The 16,912-nt window shown below is 74.9% G+C and carries 16 protein-coding genes; 5 read left to right on the plus strand and 11 right to left on the minus strand.

Going from position 1 to position 16,912, the window contains the following annotated elements; genetic code table 11:
* Nucleotides 1–73: 73 nt before the first annotated feature.
* Together ABTY20_RS26035 and ABTY20_RS26040 are read left to right on the plus strand one after the other, a co-directional pair.
* The gene (locus ABTY20_RS26035) at nucleotides 74–448 is read left to right on the plus strand and encodes a roadblock/LC7 domain-containing protein (protein ID WP_351999476.1); all 375 of its coding nucleotides are present in this window, start codon (nucleotides 74–76) and stop codon (nucleotides 446–448) included.
* Nucleotides 449–664: 216 nt separating this feature from the next.
* Nucleotides 665–1,030, plus strand: coding sequence for an ArsR/SmtB family transcription factor (locus ABTY20_RS26040; RefSeq protein ID WP_351999477.1), 366 nt, complete (start codon nucleotides 665–667; stop codon nucleotides 1,028–1,030).
* A gap of 13 nt (nucleotides 1,031–1,043) precedes the next feature.
* Here the strand turns inward: ABTY20_RS26040 and ABTY20_RS26045 are convergent, their stop codons facing one another.
* The 8 genes from ABTY20_RS26045 to ABTY20_RS26080 all read right to left on the minus strand — a co-directional run bounded on the left by ABTY20_RS26045 (nucleotide 1,044) and on the right by ABTY20_RS26080 (nucleotide 11,735).
* A complete protein-coding gene (locus ABTY20_RS26045; protein ID WP_351999478.1) occupies nucleotides 1,044–3,122 on the minus strand; it encodes an SWIM zinc finger family protein in 2,079 nt (692 codons plus the stop codon).
* Complete coding sequence (locus tag ABTY20_RS26050; protein ID WP_351999479.1) at nucleotides 3,119–6,016, minus strand: SCO1167/SCO6262 family helicase; 2,898 nt, start codon at nucleotides 6,014–6,016, stop codon at nucleotides 3,119–3,121. Before ABTY20_RS26050 ends, ABTY20_RS26045 begins: the two co-directional genes overlap by 4 nt.
* Nucleotides 6,017–6,111: 95 nt before the next feature.
* Nucleotides 6,112–6,690, minus strand: coding sequence for a sugar kinase (locus ABTY20_RS26055; protein WP_351999480.1), 579 nt, complete (start codon nucleotides 6,688–6,690; stop codon nucleotides 6,112–6,114).
* Nucleotides 6,687–7,835, minus strand: coding sequence for an ROK family glucokinase (locus ABTY20_RS26060; RefSeq protein WP_351999481.1), 1,149 nt, complete (start codon nucleotides 7,833–7,835; stop codon nucleotides 6,687–6,689). Before ABTY20_RS26060 ends, ABTY20_RS26055 begins: the two co-directional genes overlap by 4 nt.
* Before the next feature lie 131 nt (nucleotides 7,836–7,966).
* On the minus strand, nucleotides 7,967–8,761 hold the full coding sequence (locus tag ABTY20_RS26065; protein WP_351999482.1) for an ATP-binding cassette domain-containing protein: 795 nt from the start codon (nucleotides 8,759–8,761) through the stop codon (nucleotides 7,967–7,969).
* Complete coding sequence (locus ABTY20_RS26070; protein WP_351999483.1) at nucleotides 8,758–9,813, minus strand: ABC transporter permease; 1,056 nt, start codon at nucleotides 9,811–9,813, stop codon at nucleotides 8,758–8,760. The genes ABTY20_RS26065 and ABTY20_RS26070 overlap by 4 nt, the downstream gene beginning before the upstream one ends.
* A complete protein-coding gene (locus ABTY20_RS26075; protein WP_351999484.1) occupies nucleotides 9,810–10,814 on the minus strand; it encodes a sugar ABC transporter substrate-binding protein in 1,005 nt (334 codons plus the stop codon). The genes ABTY20_RS26070 and ABTY20_RS26075 overlap by 4 nt, the downstream gene beginning before the upstream one ends.
* A gap of 171 nt (nucleotides 10,815–10,985) precedes the next feature.
* A complete protein-coding gene (locus tag ABTY20_RS26080; protein ID WP_351999493.1) occupies nucleotides 10,986–11,735 on the minus strand; it encodes a GntR family transcriptional regulator in 750 nt (249 codons plus the stop codon).
* A gap of 116 nt (nucleotides 11,736–11,851) precedes the next feature.
* Between ABTY20_RS26080 and ABTY20_RS26085 the strand changes: the two genes are divergently transcribed.
* Nucleotides 11,852–12,874: a Gfo/Idh/MocA family protein gene (locus tag ABTY20_RS26085; protein WP_351999485.1), complete on the plus strand. Its 1,023-nt coding sequence runs from the start codon at nucleotides 11,852–11,854 to the stop codon at nucleotides 12,872–12,874.
* Between the two features lie 2 nt (nucleotides 12,875–12,876).
* Here the strand turns inward: ABTY20_RS26085 and ABTY20_RS26090 are convergent, their stop codons facing one another.
* Nucleotides 12,877–13,557: a response regulator transcription factor gene (locus ABTY20_RS26090; RefSeq protein WP_351999486.1), complete on the minus strand. Its 681-nt coding sequence runs from the start codon at nucleotides 13,555–13,557 to the stop codon at nucleotides 12,877–12,879.
* A 58-nt stretch (nucleotides 13,558–13,615) separates the two neighbouring features.
* Entirely contained in the window at nucleotides 13,616–14,866 is a 1,251-nt protein-coding gene (locus tag ABTY20_RS26095) for a sensor histidine kinase (protein ID WP_351999487.1), read from the minus strand.
* A 178-nt stretch (nucleotides 14,867–15,044) separates the two neighbouring features.
* Here ABTY20_RS26095 and ABTY20_RS26100 point away from each other — a divergent pair, with 178 nt between their 5' ends.
* The gene (locus ABTY20_RS26100) at nucleotides 15,045–15,245 is read left to right on the plus strand and encodes a hypothetical protein (protein ID WP_351999488.1); all 201 of its coding nucleotides are present in this window, start codon (nucleotides 15,045–15,047) and stop codon (nucleotides 15,243–15,245) included.
* A 39-nt stretch (nucleotides 15,246–15,284) separates the two neighbouring features.
* Here the strand turns inward: ABTY20_RS26100 and ABTY20_RS26105 are convergent, their stop codons facing one another.
* Nucleotides 15,285–15,911 carry a dihydrofolate reductase family protein gene (locus tag ABTY20_RS26105; RefSeq protein ID WP_351999489.1) on the minus strand — a complete coding sequence of 209 codons (627 nt, stop codon included), beginning with the start codon at nucleotides 15,909–15,911 and terminating at the stop codon, nucleotides 15,285–15,287.
* A 141-nt stretch (nucleotides 15,912–16,052) separates the two neighbouring features.
* On the opposite strand from ABTY20_RS26105, the gene ABTY20_RS26110 reads away from it, so the two are divergent.
* Nucleotides 16,053–16,817 carry an SDR family NAD(P)-dependent oxidoreductase gene (locus tag ABTY20_RS26110; protein WP_351999490.1) on the plus strand — a complete coding sequence of 255 codons (765 nt, stop codon included), beginning with the start codon at nucleotides 16,053–16,055 and terminating at the stop codon, nucleotides 16,815–16,817.
* The last annotated feature ends 95 nt before the right edge of the window (nucleotides 16,818–16,912 follow it).

Genomic DNA, 16,912 nt, shown 5'->3' on the forward strand with positions numbered 1-16,912 from the left:
CCGGCCGGGGCGGGAGCGCGCCGCCCCGTCGGGACCGGCACCACCCGTGAGAAGACCGGAGAGGGAGACGTCCATGGCAACTGTGGAAGTGTCGCTGAAGGACATCATGACCGCCGTCGAGGGGGCCCTCGGGGCGGCCGTCGTCGACTACTCCAGCGGCATGGCCCTGGGGACGCTGGGCGGGGGCAAGGACCTGGACCTGACCGTCGCGGCCGCCGGCAACACGGATGTCGTCCGGGCCAAGGTGCGCACCATGGAACTGCTGGGCCTGACCAGCCGGCTCGAGGACGTCCTCATCACCCTCGGCAACCAGTACCACCTCATCCGGCCGGTCACCGGCCGCAACGGCAACGGTCTGTTCCTGTACCTGGTGCTCGACAGGGCCCGGTCGAACCTGGCGATGGCCCGCCACCAGCTCAGGCGGACCGAGGAGCAGCTGGAAGTCTGAACGCCCCGGGCTCCCGGCCGACGCGCGCCCACGATGTGAAGACTTCTTCATGTCACCACATCGGCATGATCCCCCTCCGCGGACGCGCGCCACGCCGGGCGAGAAGGACCGGTTCGAAGGGCCGGCCCGGGAGGACGGCACATCGTGCGGCGGCGCGCCCGCGGGGCGCCGCCGCACGACGGAGAACATCCCCGATGCGGCAGGGAGTGCGCGCCCATGCAAGTCCCCCTCTACCAGGCCAAGGCGGAGTTCTTCCGCATGCTGGGGCACCCCGTGCGCATCAGGGTCCTGGAACTGCTGCAGCACGGCCCCGTGCCGGTGCGGGACCTGCTCGCCGACATCGACGTCGAGCCGTCCAGCCTCTCGCAGCAGCTGGCCGTGCTCAGGAGGTCCGGCATCGTCGTCTCGGTCCGGGAGGGCTCCACCGTCCGGTACGCCCTCGCCGGGGGCGACGTCGCCGAACTGCTCCGCGCGGCCCGCCGGATCCTCACCGAACTGCTGGCCGGGCGGAGCGAGCTCCTGGCCGCGCTCCGGCAGAGCGAGCCGCCCGTGCCGTCGGCGCCCGGGAACGGGCGGGACTGAGGCCCCGGGACCGTCACGGGCCGCCCGGCGCGTCCAGACCGGTCAGGGCGCCCACGGGGTCCGGGTCGGGGGTGCCGCGGGGCCACCAGTCGTCGTGACCCGGCTCGGACTCGTAGGCGTACCACAGGTGGTCGCGGCCGAGGCGGAGCTGGACGTGGCCCCGGGGGTGGGTGAGGTGGTTGCGCCAGGGGCGGAAGGCGGGGAGGTCGGCGGCGAGGAGGAGGGGGCGGGCCCGGTCGAAGCGGCCGGCCGGCGGGTCCCAGGGCTCCTCGAGGACGGCCAGGCCCGTCGGGCCGCCCTGGCGCCAGGCGGCGACCGCCCGCGCCAGCTCGGCGGGGGTGCGGCCGGCGGCGCGCGCGAGGGAGGAGTACAGCGCGCGGGTGGCGGCCGTGAGCCCCGATCCGGGGCGGGCGGCGGCGAGCCGCACCGCGTCCTGCCAGAGGGTGAGCCGGGCGACCGGGTCGCGGCCGGTGGTGAGCAGGGCGTGTGCGCGGGCGGCGGCGTCGGTGGCCAGCTGGTCCAGTGCGAACGGGTCCGGTCCGCCCGGGGACGCGGGGTAGACGGGCGGCTGCTCGGGGTGCGGCGGCGGGGGCGGCGGGGCCGGGAGCGGGGGGAGGGCGTGGTCCCGTCGGGTGAGGACGTCGACCGCCCGGATGCCGGGCAGGGGTTCCGGTTCCCTGCCCTGGGCGGCGCGGGCCGCGCGGGCGGCGCTGAGCCGGGACAGCGCGTCGATCACCTCGCGCTCACCGCGTCCGCGCAGCAGGAGCAGCACGAACGGGTCGGCGTCGAGCAGCCGGGCCGTCTGGTAGCAGAGGGCGGCGGCGTGCTTGCAGGGGTGGCCGGAGTCGGGACAGCTGCACCGCGGGACGAGGTCGCCGGGGCCGGGCAGCAGCGGGGCCCCGCAGTCGGCGAGGGACGGGGGCATCTCCTTGTCCAGCAGCGCCGCGATGTGGCCGGGGCGGTCGGCCGCGGCGTCCAGGAACCGCTCCCAGTCGGCGTCCTCGAACGTCCGCAGCCGCACCTGCACGCGGTACGGCCGCGGGCGGCCGCCCCGCACGTACGCGAGCACGAGCCCCGGGGTGACGGTGATGGCGTCCACGTGGCCCTGCTCGGCGTACCCGCGTCCGCGGGCGAGCCGGGCGGCGTCCAGCGCGCCCTCCTCCAGCGCCGTGACCCATGCGTCGCCCCACCAGGTCTCGGCGAAGCCCTCACCCTCCGAGGCGCGGGGCGGGAACGCCGGGAAGGTGCGGCGCAGTTCGCCGTCGCGGGCGGGGGCGGCCATGGAGCGGGGCGCGGCGGGGACGGGGGCGGGCGGCGCGGTCTCCCGCGGGGGGCGGGAGGGTTCCGTGCCGGCGTCCTCCGCGGCCCCGTCCCGGGTGGGGGGAGCCGGAGGGCCGCCGGGCGGGCGCCGGTCGCCGGGGGTCGCGGGGGCGCCGCCCGGGCCGGGGGCGGCGCCGGTGCCCGGATCCGGTCCGGGCACGCGGAAGGCGTCCGCGAGCGACTCCCGTACCTCACGGGTCCGGGCGTCGGCGGCCCGGTCGCCGCGGGTCGTGCGCGGGACCCGGGGCGACGGGGCGCGTCGTCCACGGGGCGCGGCGTCCGCCGCACGGTCGCCGGGGGCCGGGCGCGCCCGCAGCGCCTCCTCACGCGCGGAGCGCAGCGCCTCCCGCGCGACGTCCCCGGGGCGCGGGGGCGCGTGGTGCCCGACGGGGCCGCCCGCGGCGGCCTCCGTGTCCCCGCAGGCCCCGGGCGGCGGGCCGGCGGGGGGCGGGGCGTCGCCGTGGGGCCCCTCTTCGGGGGGTGTCCCGCCCTCCGCCGCCGGTGCGCCGGTGTCCTCGCGGTCCGGTTCCGCCGCTTCGGCGGGCCCTTCCGCACCGCGCCGGGCCCGCGCCGCCTGCCGCAGCGCCTCACGGGCCGCGTCGCCCGGGCGGGACCCGCCGCCGGGGCCGTCGGGCCGGCCGGGGGCCGGGGCGGCCGGCCGGCCGGGCAGGGACCGGTGCTCCGGCGTGTCCGCGGCCGCCGGTTCGCGGGCCGTCCGGGCGCGGGCCGCGCGCAGGGCCTCGCGGGCCTCGTCGGAGGGGCGGGGGGTCATGCCGGCCTCCGCAGGGACACCAGGTCGGACAGGTCGCGGTCGGACAGCTCCGTGAGGGCCGACTCCCCGGAGCCGAGGACGGCGTCGGCGAGGGCACGCTTGGACTCCAGCATCCCGGCGATGCGGTCCTCGACCGTGCCCTCGGTGACCAGGCGGTGGACCTGGACGGGCTGGGTCTGGCCGATGCGGTACGCGCGGTCGGTGGCCTGTTCCTCCACCGCGGGGTTCCACCAGCGGTCGACGTGGACGACGTGGCCCGCGCGGGTGAGGTTCAGGCCGGTGCCGGCGGCCTTGAGGGAGAGCACCAGGACGGGGGTCGCCCCGCTCTGGAAGCGGTCCACCATGCGCTCCCGCTCCGGCACCGGCGTACCGCCGTGGAGGAGCTCGACGGGGACCGCGCGCTCGGCGAGGTGGGCGGTGATCAGACGGGCCATCCCGACGTACTGCGTGAAGACCAGGGCGGAGCCGTCCTCGGCGAGCACGGTGTCCAGCAGTTCGTCCAGCAGGGCGAGTTTCCCGGAACGGGCCGCGAGCCGGCCGCCTCCGGCGTGCGCGTGCTCCTCCTTCAGGTAGAGCGCCGGGTGGTCGCAGATCTGCTTGAGCGAGGTCAGCAGCTTCAGCACCAGTCCGCGCCGGCCCATCCCCCGCGCGTTCTCGATGGCGTGCAGCGACTCGCGCACCACCGCCTCGTACAGCGCGGCCTGTTCGCGGGTGAGCGGTACGGGATGGTCCGTCTCGGTCTTGGGCGGCAGTTCGGGGACGATGCCGGGGTCGGACTTCCTGCGCCGCAGCAGGAAGGGGCGGACCAGGCGGGCGAGGCGCTCGGCCGCCTCCTCGTCCTCGCCGGTCTCCACCGCGCGCGCGTGCCGGGCGCGGAAGGACTTCAGCGGGCCGAGGAGCCCGGGGGTCGTCCAGTCGAGGAGGGCCCACAGCTCGGAGAGGTTGTTCTCCACCGGGGTGCCGGTGAGCGCCACCCGGGCGGGGGCCGGGATCGTGCGCAGCGCCTGCGCGGTCGCGGAGTGGGGGTTCTTGACGTGCTGCGCCTCGTCGGCGACGACCATGCCCCACGCCCGCCCGGCCAGGTCGCCGGCGGCGGAGCGCATGGTGCCGTAGGTGGTGAGGACGAAGCCGCCGTCCGGGCCGTCCAGGGTGCGGTCGGGGCCGTGGAAGCGGCGCACGGGGACGCCGGGCGCGAACCGGGTGATCTCCCGCTGCCAGTTGCCGAGCAGCGAGGCCGGGCAGACCACCAGGGTCGGCTCGGTGCGGGCCCGCTTCAGGTGCAGGGCGATCAGGGTGACGGTCTTGCCCAGGCCCATGTCGTCGGCGAGGCAGCCGCCGAGGCCGAGGGAGGTCATCAGGTCCAGCCAGGCCAGGCCCCGCAGCTGGTAGTCGCGCAGGGTGGCGTCGAGGCCGGGCGGCGGCTCGGCGGGCCGCACCCCCGCGGTCAGGCGGTCGCGGAGGGCGGCGAGGGCACCGGCCGGCACCGCCTCGACCGTCTCCCCGTCGACCTCCGCGCGGCCGGTGAGGGTGACGGACAGCGCGTCGACCGGGTCGAGCAGCCCGAGGTCCCGCTTGCGGGCCTTGCGGACGAGGGCGGGGTCGACCAGCACCCACTGGTCGCGCAGCCGTACGACCGGACGGTGGGCCTCGGCCAGGGCGTCCATCTCGGCCTCGGTGAGCGGGTCGCCGCCGAGGGCGAGCTGCCAGCCGAAGCGCAGCAGGTCCCCGCTCTCGAAGAAACCGGTGCCGTCGGTCGCCGAACCGGGGGCCGGGCGGACCACCGCCGTGACGGTCAGGTCCTGGGCGAGGTCCCGGGGCCAGTGCACGGCGACGCCGGCCGCGGCGAGCCGGGTGGCCGCCACGCCCAGCAGGTCGTTCAGCTCCTCCTCGGACAGGGCCAGCACGTCCGGCACGTCCTGGTCGGAGAGCCGGTCCAGCGGCGGCCAGACCCGGGCCGCGCGGCGCACCGCGAGGGCCGCGTCCACCCGTGCGCGGGGGCCGAAGGCGTCGTCCGCCGCGCCCGCCCACAGCGCCGTCGCGTCGGCCACCAGGGTCGGGTCGGCGAGGCTGTGCACCTGCACGATCGCGGCTCCCGCGCTCCGCGCGGCGCTCCCGTCCCCGCCGACTCCCCCGCCGGTGTCGAAGAGGTCGTACGCGGACAGGTCCAGGCGGAGCGAGATCCGCACGCCGGCGTCCATGCCGGCGGCGACCTCGGCGGCCCAGTCGCGGGCGCCGGGCAGTCGCTGTGCCGTGCGCGCGGCGAACGGGAGCCCCGAGGCGTACGGCGCGGCCGGGGTGCGGGGCAGGGTGTCGGCGACCGCGTCCAGGAAGGCGCGCACCAGCGCCTCCGGCCGGGGCAGCCGGAGGGGACCGGGGCCGGGCAGCGGGACGGCGTGGCCCTCGTACGGCAGGGCGGCGGCCACCGCGCGCAGGTGCGCCACGTCGTCGGGGTCGAGCGGGCCGGCGCGCCAGGCGTCGTGGCCGTCGGCGGTCAGGCCGGGCAGCAGCCGGCCGCGGGCGGTGAGCCGCAGGGCGTGCAGGGCGGCGGCGCCCCAGCAGGCGGTGGCGGGGTGGGCCGCGGGGTCGTGCCGGGCCCGCACCAGCAGCGGGAGGGCCTCGTCGACGGCGAGGGACAGGGCGGGGACCGTCCTGCGGCGCACGCCCGCGCCGTGCGGGCGGACGACGGTGAGGTCGGTGCGCGACGCGGGGGCGTCGGGCGCTCCGGGGAGCCCGGCGCCGTCGGGGCCGCCCTCGGGGGCGTAGAGGGCGACGCGTCCCTCGCGCGGGAGGGACGCCGGGAGGAAGACGGCCGCGAGCCGCGCGGGGAGGTCCGCCCCGTCCGCGCCGCCGGGCCCGGCGGTGTCCCGCCCGGCCGTCACCGCCCGTCCGCTCATCCGTCCCGTCACCTTTTGTTCGTCCGTCGGTCCCGTCGTCCCCGACTCTACGGGTGGGGTCCGACAGTCGGCCCCGGCGGCCGGTGCGCGCGGGATCAGGGCACGGTGCGGGAGACGACGTACACCCTCGGATAGCCCGGCTTGTGGTGGTTGACGACGACGTCGTGCGTGGGTGCCGGGTCCTTCTGTTCGTGGACGAGGCCGGACCAGGTGCCGGGTCCGTCGAACGTCCAGCCGGTGACCTCCCGGTCGCGTCCGCCGATGGTGATGTCGTCCCGCTCCAGGTCGTCCTCCCGGACGCCCAGGCTGGTGAGGAAGGCGGTCAGGCCCGCGTCGGTGGTCTCGAACTCGACGTACAGGCGGCTGGTCTTCCAGTTGTTGGTCTCGTAGGAGGCCACCCACCAGGCGGGGTGGGGCACGGGGACCTGGTAGAGGCGGCGCTGCACCTTCGACGGCCAGCCCTCGGTGAGGCCGGTCGCGGAGTACTTCGCCTCCTTGTCCTTGCCGCTGGCCCGGCTCTGGTTGGCGGAGATCACCAGGTACCCGGCCGGGACACCGATGAGCAGCACGATGATCAGCAGGGTGAGCGCCCTGCGGCGGATCATGTGCCGCCGGTCCTCGGCCGGGCGGGGCTCGCCCGGGAGGACCGTGTGCGGGGGGAGCTCGCCGCTCACAGCGACTCCCGGGTGGTGCGTCGGGCCTCCGCGTACCGCTCGTAGCGTTCGTGGCGCTCGACCCGGCGGCGCTTGGCGCGGCGGAAGCGGCGGGCGACCAGCCGGGCGAGGTCCGCGGCGCCGACCATGCCCGCCTCGGGACCGAGCTGCGCGCGGACGATGCGCGCCTCGGGACGGTAGCCGCGGCCGGTGAGGTGCCGCTTGAAGGCGTCCCGCGCGGGGCCGATCAGCAGGTCGTCGGCGGCGGAGACGCCACCGCCGATGACGAAGCAGGAGGGGTCGAGGGCGGCGGCGAGGTTGGCGATGCCGACGCCGAGCCACTGCCCGATGTCCTGGAGCAGCTCGATGCACATGGCGTCGCCCTCGCGGGCCAGCTCGGTGATCATCGGACCGCTGATGTCGCCGATGTTGCCCTTGACGTGCTCGATGATCCCGTAGGCGACCGGCGAGTCGGCGGCGGCCAGCTCGCGGGCCTCGCGGACCAGCGCGTTGCCTGAGCTGTACTGCTCCCAGCAGCCGCGGTTGCCGCAGGGGCAGCGGTGGCCGCCGGGGACGACCTGCATGTGGCCGAACTCGCCGGCCACCCCGTACTTGCCCCGCTTGACCTGCCCGTCCTCCAGGATCGCGCCGCCGATGCCGGTGCCGAGCGTGATCATGACGAGGTGGTCCTCGCCGCGGCCGGCGCCGAAGCGCCACTCGGCCCAGGCCGCGGAGTTGGCGTCGTTGTCCACCAGGACGGGGACGGCGAGGCGGTCGGCGAGGCGGTCGCGCAGCGGCTCGTTGCGCCAGGACAGGTGGGGGGCGAACAGCACGCGGTTGCGGTCCGCGTCGACCCAGCCGGCCGCGCCGATGCCGACCGCGTGCACGTCGTGCCGGTCGGACAGGTCCAGCACCAGCTCGACGATGGTGTCCTCGACGACCTTGGGGCTCTTGGACTTGTCCGGCGTCTCGGTGCGCAGCCGCTCCAGGATGTTGCCGTCGGCGTCGACGACGCCCGCCATGACCTTGGTGCCGCCGATGTCGATGCCGACCGTGGGGACCCGGGGCGCCGTCAGGTGGGAGCGGCGCTCCCGGGTGCCGACGGTTCTCAGGACCGGGGCCCGGCGGGAGCCGATGGGGGCGGTGAAGTCGCGGTAGGTGCTCATCGTGTGCGATTGTGCCGCACCGGTGCGGTGATTGTGGTGCGGGGCAGGTGGGGGTGGTGCGGATCATGGCCGGGTGCGGGTGCGCCGGGGTCGCCCGCGCCCGCGCGGCGGAGCCGCACGGCCCCGCGCCCCTAAGCGGGGCGTTGCAGTGCGTGGCGCAGATCGTCCAGCTCGTTGCCGCCGGCCATCTGCCGTGTCAGCTCGTCCAGGGTGATCCCGTCCCGTGTGTGGTGGCCGACCGTCGTGCCGCGTTTCAGCAGCACGAACCGGTCGCCCACCAGGTGGGCGTGGTGCGGGTTGTGGGTGATGAGGACGACGCCCAGGCCCTGGTCGCGTGCGGCGGTCACGTACTTCAGGACCACGCCCGACTGCTTCACGCCCAGGGCCGCCGTCGGCTCGTCCAGGACGAGGACCTTCGCTCCGAAGTGCACCGCGCGGGCGATGGCCACGCACTGGCGTTCGCCGCCGGAGAGGGTGCCGATGGGCTGGTCGACGTCGCGGAGGTCGATGCCCATGCGGAGGAGTTCCGCGCGGGTGGTGCGGCGCATGTGGTCGACGTCCATGCGCCGGAAGGGGCCGATGCCCTTGCGGGGCTCGGAGCCGAGGAAGAAGTTCCGCCACACCGGCATCAGCGGGACGACGGCCAGGTCCTGGTGGACGGTGGCGATGCCCCGGTCCAGGGCCTCGCGCGGGGAGGCGAGACGGGTCTCCTCGCCGTCGAGCCGCAGCGTGCCGCCGTCGTGCCGGTGCAGCCCCGCGATGATCTTGATCAGGGTGGACTTGCCGGCGCCGTTGTCGCCCAGCACGCAGGTGATCTCCCCCGCGTGCACCTCCAGCGACACGCCCTCGAGGGCGCGGACGGTGCCGTAGTGCTTGCTGACGCCGGACAGCTCCACGAGGGCCGGGCGGCGGTCGGTCGGGGTCATTTCGAGGCCTCCGCGCGGCGGCGCACCCAGGTGTTGAGCAGGGTGGCGAGGAGCAGCATCGCTCCGAGGAAGAACTTGAACCAGTCCGGGTTCCACTCGGCGAAGACGATGCCCTTGCTGGTCATGCCGAAGATCAGCGCGCCGGCCGCCGAGCCGACGGCGCTGCCGTGGCCGCCGGTGATCAGACAGCCGCCGATGACGGCCGCGACGATGTAGGTCAGCTCGTTGCCGACGCCCTCGCCGGACTGGACGACGTCGTAGCTGAAGAGCAGGTGCTGTCCGCAGATCCAGGCGCCGAGGGCGACGCCCATGTAGAGGGCGGTCCTGGTCCGGGCCACGGGGACGCCCACCGCGCGGGCGGCCTGTTCGTTGCCGCCGACCGCGAAGATCCAGTTGCCGGCGCGGGTGCGCAGCAGGATCCAGCTGCCGACGGCGACCAGGGCGAGCCACCACACCACGGTGACCTTGACGTGCATGCCGCCGACGGTGAGCGTCGACGCGAAGAGCGCCCGCGCGGTGGCGAAGCCCTCCATGTCGGCGACGGTCCTGGTGGAGACGGTGCCGCCGATCAGCTTGGTGAAGCCGAGGTTCATGCCGGTCAGCATCAGGAAGGTGCCGAGCGTGACGATGAAGCTGGGCAGCCTCGTGCGGGCCAGCACGATCCCGTTGAAGGCGCCGACGGCGAGCGTGACCAGCAGGGACACGCCGACGCCGACCCAGACGTTGGCGGTCATCTGGTAGCTGAACATCGACGACACCAGTGCGGACGACGTGACCAGGACGCCGGCCGACAGGTCGAACTCGCCGCCGATCATCAGCAGGGCGACCGGGACGGCCATGATGCCGATGGTGGAGGAGGCGTAGAGGACGGTGCCGAGGCTGGAGGCGCGCAGGAAGCCGTCGGCGGCGAGGGCGAAGCAGCAGAAGACGGCGACCGCGCCGACGAGGGAGCCGAGCTCGGGTCGGGTCAGCAGCCGCTGGAGCGGCGAAGAGCTGCGCAGAAACCTTTCTCCAGACGCATCGGGGGACAGGTCGGGAGTCGTCGCGCTCATCGGGTGCCCCGCTGCGTGTAGTCCTCGAGGGCGGCGGCGTCGTCCTCGGTGATGATCTGCGGTCCGGTGAGCACGGGCCGGCCGCCGCCGAGGACGTCGGCGTTGTACCGGTACAGCCACAGCAGGTCGACCGCCTCGTACCCCTGGAGGTAGGGCTGCTGGTCGACGGCGAAGCCGAGGCTGCCGTCCTTCAGGCCGGCGGCGACCTTGGCGTTGAGGTCGAAGGTGTCGACCTCCGCGTCGCTGCCCGCGCCCTCGCGGGCCTTCACGGCGGTGTCGGCGTAGGGGGCGCCCAGGGCGACGACGGCGTCCACGGCGGCGTCGGCCTGCAGCCGGGCCTCGATCGCCGACTGCACGTCGGGCATGCTCGTGCCGTTGACGTGGAGGCGGACCAGCGTGCCGTCGAAGGTCTTCGCCACCCCGTCGCAGCGCTGCTCGTGACCGACGTTGCCCTGCTCGTGCAGGACGCAGAGGGCCTTCTTCCGGCCCCGCTCGTTCAGCTCCTCGCCGACCGCCTCGCCGGCGACCGTCTCGTCCTGGCCGATGTGGGTGAGCGCGCCGAACTCCTTCGACTCGGCCGAGCCGCTGTTCACGGTGACGACCGGGATGCCGGCCTCGCGGGCGCGGGCGAGGGACGCCTTCATCGCGTCCGGTTTGGCGAGGGTGACGATGATGCCGTCCACCTTCTTGTCGACGGCCGCGTCCACGAGCTGCGCCTGCTGCTGGGCCTCGTCGTCGTGCGAGTAGAGGAAGTGGATGTTGTCCTTCACCGCGGCCTGTTTCGCGCCGCTGCGGACGATGTCCCAGAAGGTGTCGCCGTCCCCCGCGTGGGTGATCATCGCGAAGGTCCAGCGGGGGGTGTCCACCGCCGCCCTCCCCTGGGCCGCCGCGGCCGCGCGGGCGTCCTCCGCCCGTTTGCCGCCGGTACTGCTGCATCCGGCGAGCGAGAGGGTCAGCGCCCCCGCCAGCGCGATGCCCACCCAGGTCGAAAACCGTGCCACGAGGACTTGCCCTTCTTGCCGTGCTCTTGCGTGTGCAAGGGGCCGATGACCGCACCGGCCCCAAACGCCCCATTCTCGACCACGGGCACCGGGCGTCCCCGCGCGGGGACCGGACATCGGTCACATTGTCCGGACATCATGACGACTCAGGGTGGAGGTGACGCCGTTTTGTCAGGACCGCACAAGCAGCTGGAACTCGAACGAATAGCGGGAGGGCCGGTAGGTGTGGGTGCCGAACTCCACCACGCGGCCGGTGTCGTCGAAGGTCACGCGCTCCATGGTGAGCAGCGGTGCGCCGGTCCGCTCGTCGAGCCGCTCGGCCTCGTCGGCGGTGGCGGCACGGGCGCCGATGGTCTGACGGGCGCTGTGCAGGGTGATCCCGGCGGCCCGCATCAGCCGGTACAGGCCGGTGGCCTCCAGCTGTCCGGTGTCCAGGTCGAGCAGGCCGGGCGGCAGGTAGTTGCACAGGTACGCCATCGGCTCCCCGTGGGTGAGCCGCAGCCGTTCGATCCGGTGCACCTCGCCGCCCTCGGCCACCCCGAGCACGCCCGCGACCTCGGCGGACGCCGCCACGACGGTGTTGACGAGCACCTTCGTCCCGGGGCGCTGGCCGGCCGCCTCCAGATCGTCGTAGAGGCTGCTGAGCTCCAGGGGGCGCTTGACCCTGCTGTGCACCACCTGGGTGCCGACCCCGCGGCGGCGCACCAGCAGCCCCTTGTCGACGAGGGACTGGATGGCCTGGCGGACGGTCGGCCGGGACAGACCGAGCCGGGCGGCGAGCTCGATCTCGTTGCCCAGCAGGGTGCCGGGGGTCAGCACACCGTGCTCGATGGCGGACTCCAGCTGCTGGGACAGCTGGAAGTACAACGGCACGGGGGAGCCGCGGTCCACGCTCAGCTCCAGCTGTACGGTCGGGTCCACTTCTGGTTTCGGCACGGGCCGAGCGTAGCCCCGTGGACTGTTGACGGGAAGTCGTGTAGTCCGGTTGTCCGGACATACGCATTGACAGGGGGCTGCGCGGGCCCCACTTTGTTTCCATGCGCATCGGGGTCATCGGTACGGGCCGCATCGGCACCCTTCACGCCCACACGCTCAGCAGGCACCGCGAGGTCGGCTCGCTGATCCTCACGGACGTCGATCCGGCACGGGCCCAGGCCCTCGCCCACCGGCTCGGCGGGACGGCGGCGCCCGGGGTGGACGAGATCTACACCTGGGGGGTGGACGCCGTGGTGATCACGGCGGCCACGTCCGCCCACGCCGATCTGATCGGCCGGGCGGCACGCGCGGGGCTGCCGGTGTTCTGCGAGAAGCCCGTCGCCCCGGACCTGGCCGGCACGCTGCAGGCGATCGCGGAGGTCGAGACGGCCGGAACCGTCCTGCAGATGGGGTTCCAGCGCCGCTTCGACGCCGGTTACACGGGCGCGCGGGAGGCGGTGCGCTCGGGCAGGCTCGGGCGGCTGCACACCGTGCGGGCGATGAGCAGCGAAGCCCAGCCGCCGCCGGCCGGGTACCTGGCGCAGTCCGGCGGGCTGTACCGGGACACCCTGATCCACGACGCCGACATCCTGCGCTGGGTGACCGGCCGGGAGGTCACGGAGGTCTACGCGGCCGGGTCCGACGCCGGGCCCGCGGTGTTCCGCGAGACGGGCGACGTCGGCACCGGCGCGGCGCTCCTCACCCTCGACGACGGCACGCTCGCCACGGTCACCGCGACCCGGCTGAACGGCGCCGGCTACGACGTGCGCATGGAGCTCGCCGGGGAGCGGGACCAGATCGCCGTCGGCCTGGACGACCGTACGCCGATCGCGTCCACCGAGCCGACCGGGCCGCCGGCCGCGGACCGGCCGTGGACCGGGTTCCTGGAGCGGTTCGGGCCCGCGTACGAGGCCGAGCTGATCGCGTTCGTCGAGGTGGTGCGGGGCGAGCGGGCCAACCCGTGCGACGGGCGGGAGGCCCTGCGGGCGCTGCTGGTCGCGGAGGCGTGCGAGCTGTCCCGGCGGGAGCGCAGACCGGTCCGGCCGACGGAGCTGGTGAGCGGGGCGACGGCGGCGTACACCTGAGGTCAGTGGTCCCCGGGTTCCTCCAGGAGGCCGGCGTCATGGGCGAGCAGGGCGATCTGCACACGGTTGTTGAGGCCCAGCTTGGCCAGGATCCGGGAGACGTGGGTCTTGACGGTGGCCACGCTCATGTACAGCTCCGCGGCGATCTCGGCGTTGGCCAGGCCCCGGCCCACCGCGACGGCGACCTCGCGTTCGCGGTCGTTGAGGTCCGCGACGCGCTCGCGTGCGCGTGCGCGCGTGCGCCGCGTGTCGGTGGCGGCGCCGGCCGCGTGCGCCATCAACTGCCGGGTGACGGCCGGCGACAGCACCGGGTCGCCGGCCGCGACCCGGCGCACCGCGGCGACGATCTCGGCGGGCGGGGTGTCCTTGAGGACGAACCCGGCGGCGCCCGCGCGGAGCGCGCGCAGCACCTGCTCGTCGGCGTGGAAGGTGGTGAGCACCACGACCTGCGGGGCGTCCTCGCGCCGGCGCAGCGACTCGGTGGCGGTGAGACCGTCCACCGCCGGCATCCGGATGTCCATGAGGACGACGTGCGGCCGGGTGCGGTCGACGAGCGCCTCGACCTCGCCGCCGTCGGCGGCCTCACCGACGATCTCGATGTCGTCCGCGCCGCCCATCATGAAGGACAGCCCGGCCCGCACCAGCGGGTCGTCGTCGACGAGGAGCACTCTGATCGCAGTCATGGCGCGTACGTAATCACGGCCGCACGGAGCGGGGAAACACGGACCAGATGATTCCGGTTCACCCCCACGGCAGCCGGGCCCGTACCTCGAACCCGCCGTCGGGGGCGGGCCCGTGCTCCAGGGTGCCGCCCGCCAGTGTCGCCCGTTCGGTGAGGCCGATCAGGCCCTGCCCGGCGCCGGGCACCCGGGGTACGTCCCCCTCCGGCGCGGGGTTGCGCACGGTCACGGTGAGGCCCTCCCCCGGGCCGCCGGTGACCGACACGGTGACCTCCGTGCCGGGGGCGTGCTTGCGGGCGTTGGTCAGGCCCTCCTGGGCGATGCGGTAGGCGGTGCGGCCGACGGAGGCGGGGACGGCGGCCGGGTCGGTGACCCGCTGGTCCAGGGTGACCTTCATGCCGGCCTGCCGGGACTCGGCGGCCAGGGTGTCGAGCGCCGCGAGCGTCGGCTGCGGCCGGCCCGCGTCGTCGGCGTCGCCGGCCCGCAGCACGCCGATGATCTCCCGCAGGTCCTGGAGCGCCTCGTGCGCGCTCTCCCGGATGACGCCGGCCGCCCGCGCGACGTCCTCGCGCGGGGCGTCGGGCCGGAACTCCAGGGCGCCCGCGTGCACGCTCAGCAGCGTCAGCCGGTGCGCGAGCACGTCGTGCATCTCGCGCGCGATGGCCTCCCGCGCGAGCCGCTGCGCCTGCTCGGCCCGCAGCCGCGCCTCGGTCTCGGCCCGCCGCGCCCGGTCCCGCAGGCTCAGCATGAGCTGCCGTTTGGACCGTACGAACATGCCCCAGCCGACGATCGCGCCCAGCAGCACCGCGAAGAGGAGCAGCGAGGCGAGGTACGGCAGGTCGGGATCGGGTCGCCACCAGAAGTACAGCGGGACCAGCGCCGCGTGGACGCCGCCCACCCAGGCCACGTACCGGAAGGGCCGGTGCACGGCGAGCGTGAACAGGGCGATGAGCGCCACACCGCCGGAGGTCTCCGAGACGAAGCTGACCGGGACCATCGCGGCGGCCAGGGCAAACGGCCACCGCCTGCGCAGCCAGACCGCGGCGCAGGACAGCGCGCCGAGCACCTGGTCGGCGACGGCCAGCCCGTGTGGGACGTCGTGGTTGTCGCGGAGCGCTTCGGTGTCCGCCAGGCCCACGAGCACGGCCAGCAGGAAGCAGGCGAAGTCGACGGCCCAGTCGCGCGCGGTGCGCCGGGGCCGTCGCCCGGAGCGGGCCGCGCCGGGGTCGAGTTCGTGGATGAGGGCGGACGGGAAGAACCATCGGCGCCCCGTGAACACCGGGGCGGTCTGCGCCGCCTTGTCACCAGTCACGGTCGACGAATCTACGCAGGGGGCGGCCCCGGCACAGCCGCGCCGGCGGGATCGGCTACCGAAGTCGCGGCACCGTGGACTTTCGGCGCTCCGGGCGGCGCGGAGCACCCTCTTCCGTCGGGACGGTCCCGCCCCGCGGCCGATGCGGGCGGGGGTCCGCCGGGCGAGAGTCGGTGGCATGAAGCAATTGCTGGAGGTTCTGGGTTTCCTCGCCCTGGTGCAGGGGGTGGGGGGTCTGGTGTGCGAGCTCGCCGACTGGGACTGGGGGCTCGTCCACAGGTTCTCGTCCTTCGACGGTTACGAGCTCTTCGCGAGCATCGCCCTGCTGGTGCTGAGCGGTGCCCTGTTCGCCGCCGCGGAGAGCCAAAAGCCCGGCTGAGCCGCCGGCCGGGCGGCGGCTCAGCCGGTGCGGCCGGTGTCAGGTGTCCTCCGGGAGCTCGTACGTGCCGTACTCGGGGCGTCCCGCGAAGTCGTAGGTCTGGACGGACACGCCCGCGGCGGTGATCTCGCCCCCGGTGTGCCGAAAGGCGCTCGGCACCGAGCCCTCCGGGAACAGACGGCGTCCGGCGCCGAGGACGACCGGGAAGGTCAGCAGGTGCAGGGTGTCGACGAGGTCGAGCGCGAACAGGGACCGGGCGAGGGCTCCGCTGCCGTGCAGCTGGAGCTCGCCGTCGGTGCGCGCCTTGAGGGCGGTGACCTCCTCGGCGAGGTCGCCGCGGAGCACGGTGGTGCCGGCCCACCCGGGGTCGGTGAGGGTGCCGGAGACCACGTACTTCGGCAGCGCGTTCAGTTTGCCGGCGACCGGGTCCGCGGGGTCGGTCACCTTCGGCCAGTACGAGGCGAAGATGTCGTACGTGCGGCGGCCGAGGAGGAAGGCGCCCACGCGGGAGAAGACCCCGTCGACGAACCTGCCGAAGTCCTCGTCGCCGTAGGGGACGCTCCAGCCTCCCTGTGCGAAGCCGTCCCTGGTGTCCTCCTCGGGGCCGCCGGGGGCCTGGTAGACGCCGTCGAGGGTGACGAAGGTGGTGACCACGAGCTTGCCCATGGCGGGTTCCTGCCTTCCGGTGTGTGTGGGTGTGCCGTCATCAGCTCGGACTCCGCCGGGAGCCGCAACTCATCGGCGGGGCGGCAGGTCGACGTCCGTTCGCCGCCGGTGCGCCGGCGGCGCGGGCGCTGGAATGGACGCATGACGACGGACATTTCTGTGAAGGACCGCGGGAAGACCCTGCTCGGCAAGGTGGCCCTGGTGACCGGCGGCAGCCGTGGGATCGGTGCGGCGACGGCGCTGCGGCTGGCGCGGGAGGGGGCGGACGTCGCGGTGACGTACGTGAACGACAAGGAGGCGGCGGAGGGCGTGGTGCGCGCCGTGGAGGCGCTGGGGCGCCGTGCGGCGGCCCTGCGGGCGGACGCCGGTGACCCGGAGGAGGCGGCGGGGGCGGTGACCGCCACCGTGCGGGAGCTGGGCCGGCTGGACGTGCTGGTGAACAACGCGGGGATCGGCGTGCTCGGGCCGGTGGAGACGCTGTCCCCCGCCGACGTCGACCGGGTGCTCGCGGTGAACGTGCGGGGGGCCTTCCTGGCCTCCCGGGCGGCCGTTTCCCACATGACGGACGGGGGCCGGATCATCACCGTCGGCACCTGCATGACCCGGCGTGTGCCCGGTCCCGGCGGCACGCTCTACACGATGAGCAAGTCGGCGCTGGTGGGGCTGACCAGGGCCCTGGCACGGGAGCTGGGCGGGCGCGGGATCACGGTGAACATCGTGCACCCGGGCCCGATCGACACGGAGATGAACCCGGCGGACGGCCCCCACGCGCCCGGCCAGGCGGCGATGACCGCGCTGGGGCGCTTCGGTACGGCGGAGGAGGTGGCGGACACGATCGCCCACCTGGCGGGGGCCGCCTACGTCACCGGCGCGGAGTTCTCGGTGGACGGCGGACACGCGGCGTGACACCCGCCGTGCGTCCCGCGCGGGGGCGCGCCGGCGACGATCTGACGGAGTCGGGTTGCTGGAGAATTGACTGATCCAACGGACCCGGAGCGCTT

It is taken from the genome of Streptomyces sp. NPDC126497 (assembly GCF_040302425.1).
Classification (GTDB): Bacteria; Actinomycetota; Actinomycetes; order Streptomycetales; family Streptomycetaceae; genus Streptomyces.

Bases quoted from the DNA above. Each gene is read 5' to 3' on its own strand.
- ABTY20_RS26035 (WP_351999476.1), top strand. From the start codon at position 74: ATGGCAACTGTGGAAGTGTCGCTGAAGGACATCATGACCGCCGTCGAG.
- ABTY20_RS26040 (WP_351999477.1), top strand. From the start codon at position 665: ATGCAAGTCCCCCTCTACCAGGCCAAGGCGGAGTTCTTCCGCATGCTG.
- ABTY20_RS26045 (WP_351999478.1), bottom strand. From the start codon at position 3,122: ATGACCCCCCGCCCCTCCGACGAGGCCCGCGAGGCCCTGCGCGCGGCC.
- ABTY20_RS26050 (WP_351999479.1), bottom strand. From the start codon at position 6,016: ATGAGCGGACGGGCGGTGACGGCCGGGCGGGACACCGCCGGGCCCGGC.
- ABTY20_RS26060 (WP_351999481.1), bottom strand. From the start codon at position 7,835: ATGAGCACCTACCGCGACTTCACCGCCCCCATCGGCTCCCGCCGGGCC.
- ABTY20_RS26065 (WP_351999482.1), bottom strand. From the start codon at position 8,761: ATGACCCCGACCGACCGCCGCCCGGCCCTCGTGGAGCTGTCCGGCGTC.
- ABTY20_RS26070 (WP_351999483.1), bottom strand. From the start codon at position 9,813: ATGAGCGCGACGACTCCCGACCTGTCCCCCGATGCGTCTGGAGAAAGG.
- ABTY20_RS26085 (WP_351999485.1), top strand. From the start codon at position 11,852: ATGCGCATCGGGGTCATCGGTACGGGCCGCATCGGCACCCTTCACGCC.
- ABTY20_RS26090 (WP_351999486.1), bottom strand. From the start codon at position 13,557: ATGACTGCGATCAGAGTGCTCCTCGTCGACGACGACCCGCTGGTGCGG.
- ABTY20_RS26100 (WP_351999488.1), top strand. From the start codon at position 15,045: ATGAAGCAATTGCTGGAGGTTCTGGGTTTCCTCGCCCTGGTGCAGGGG.
- ABTY20_RS26105 (WP_351999489.1), bottom strand. From the start codon at position 15,911: ATGGGCAAGCTCGTGGTCACCACCTTCGTCACCCTCGACGGCGTCTAC.
- ABTY20_RS26110 (WP_351999490.1), top strand. From the start codon at position 16,053: ATGACGACGGACATTTCTGTGAAGGACCGCGGGAAGACCCTGCTCGGC.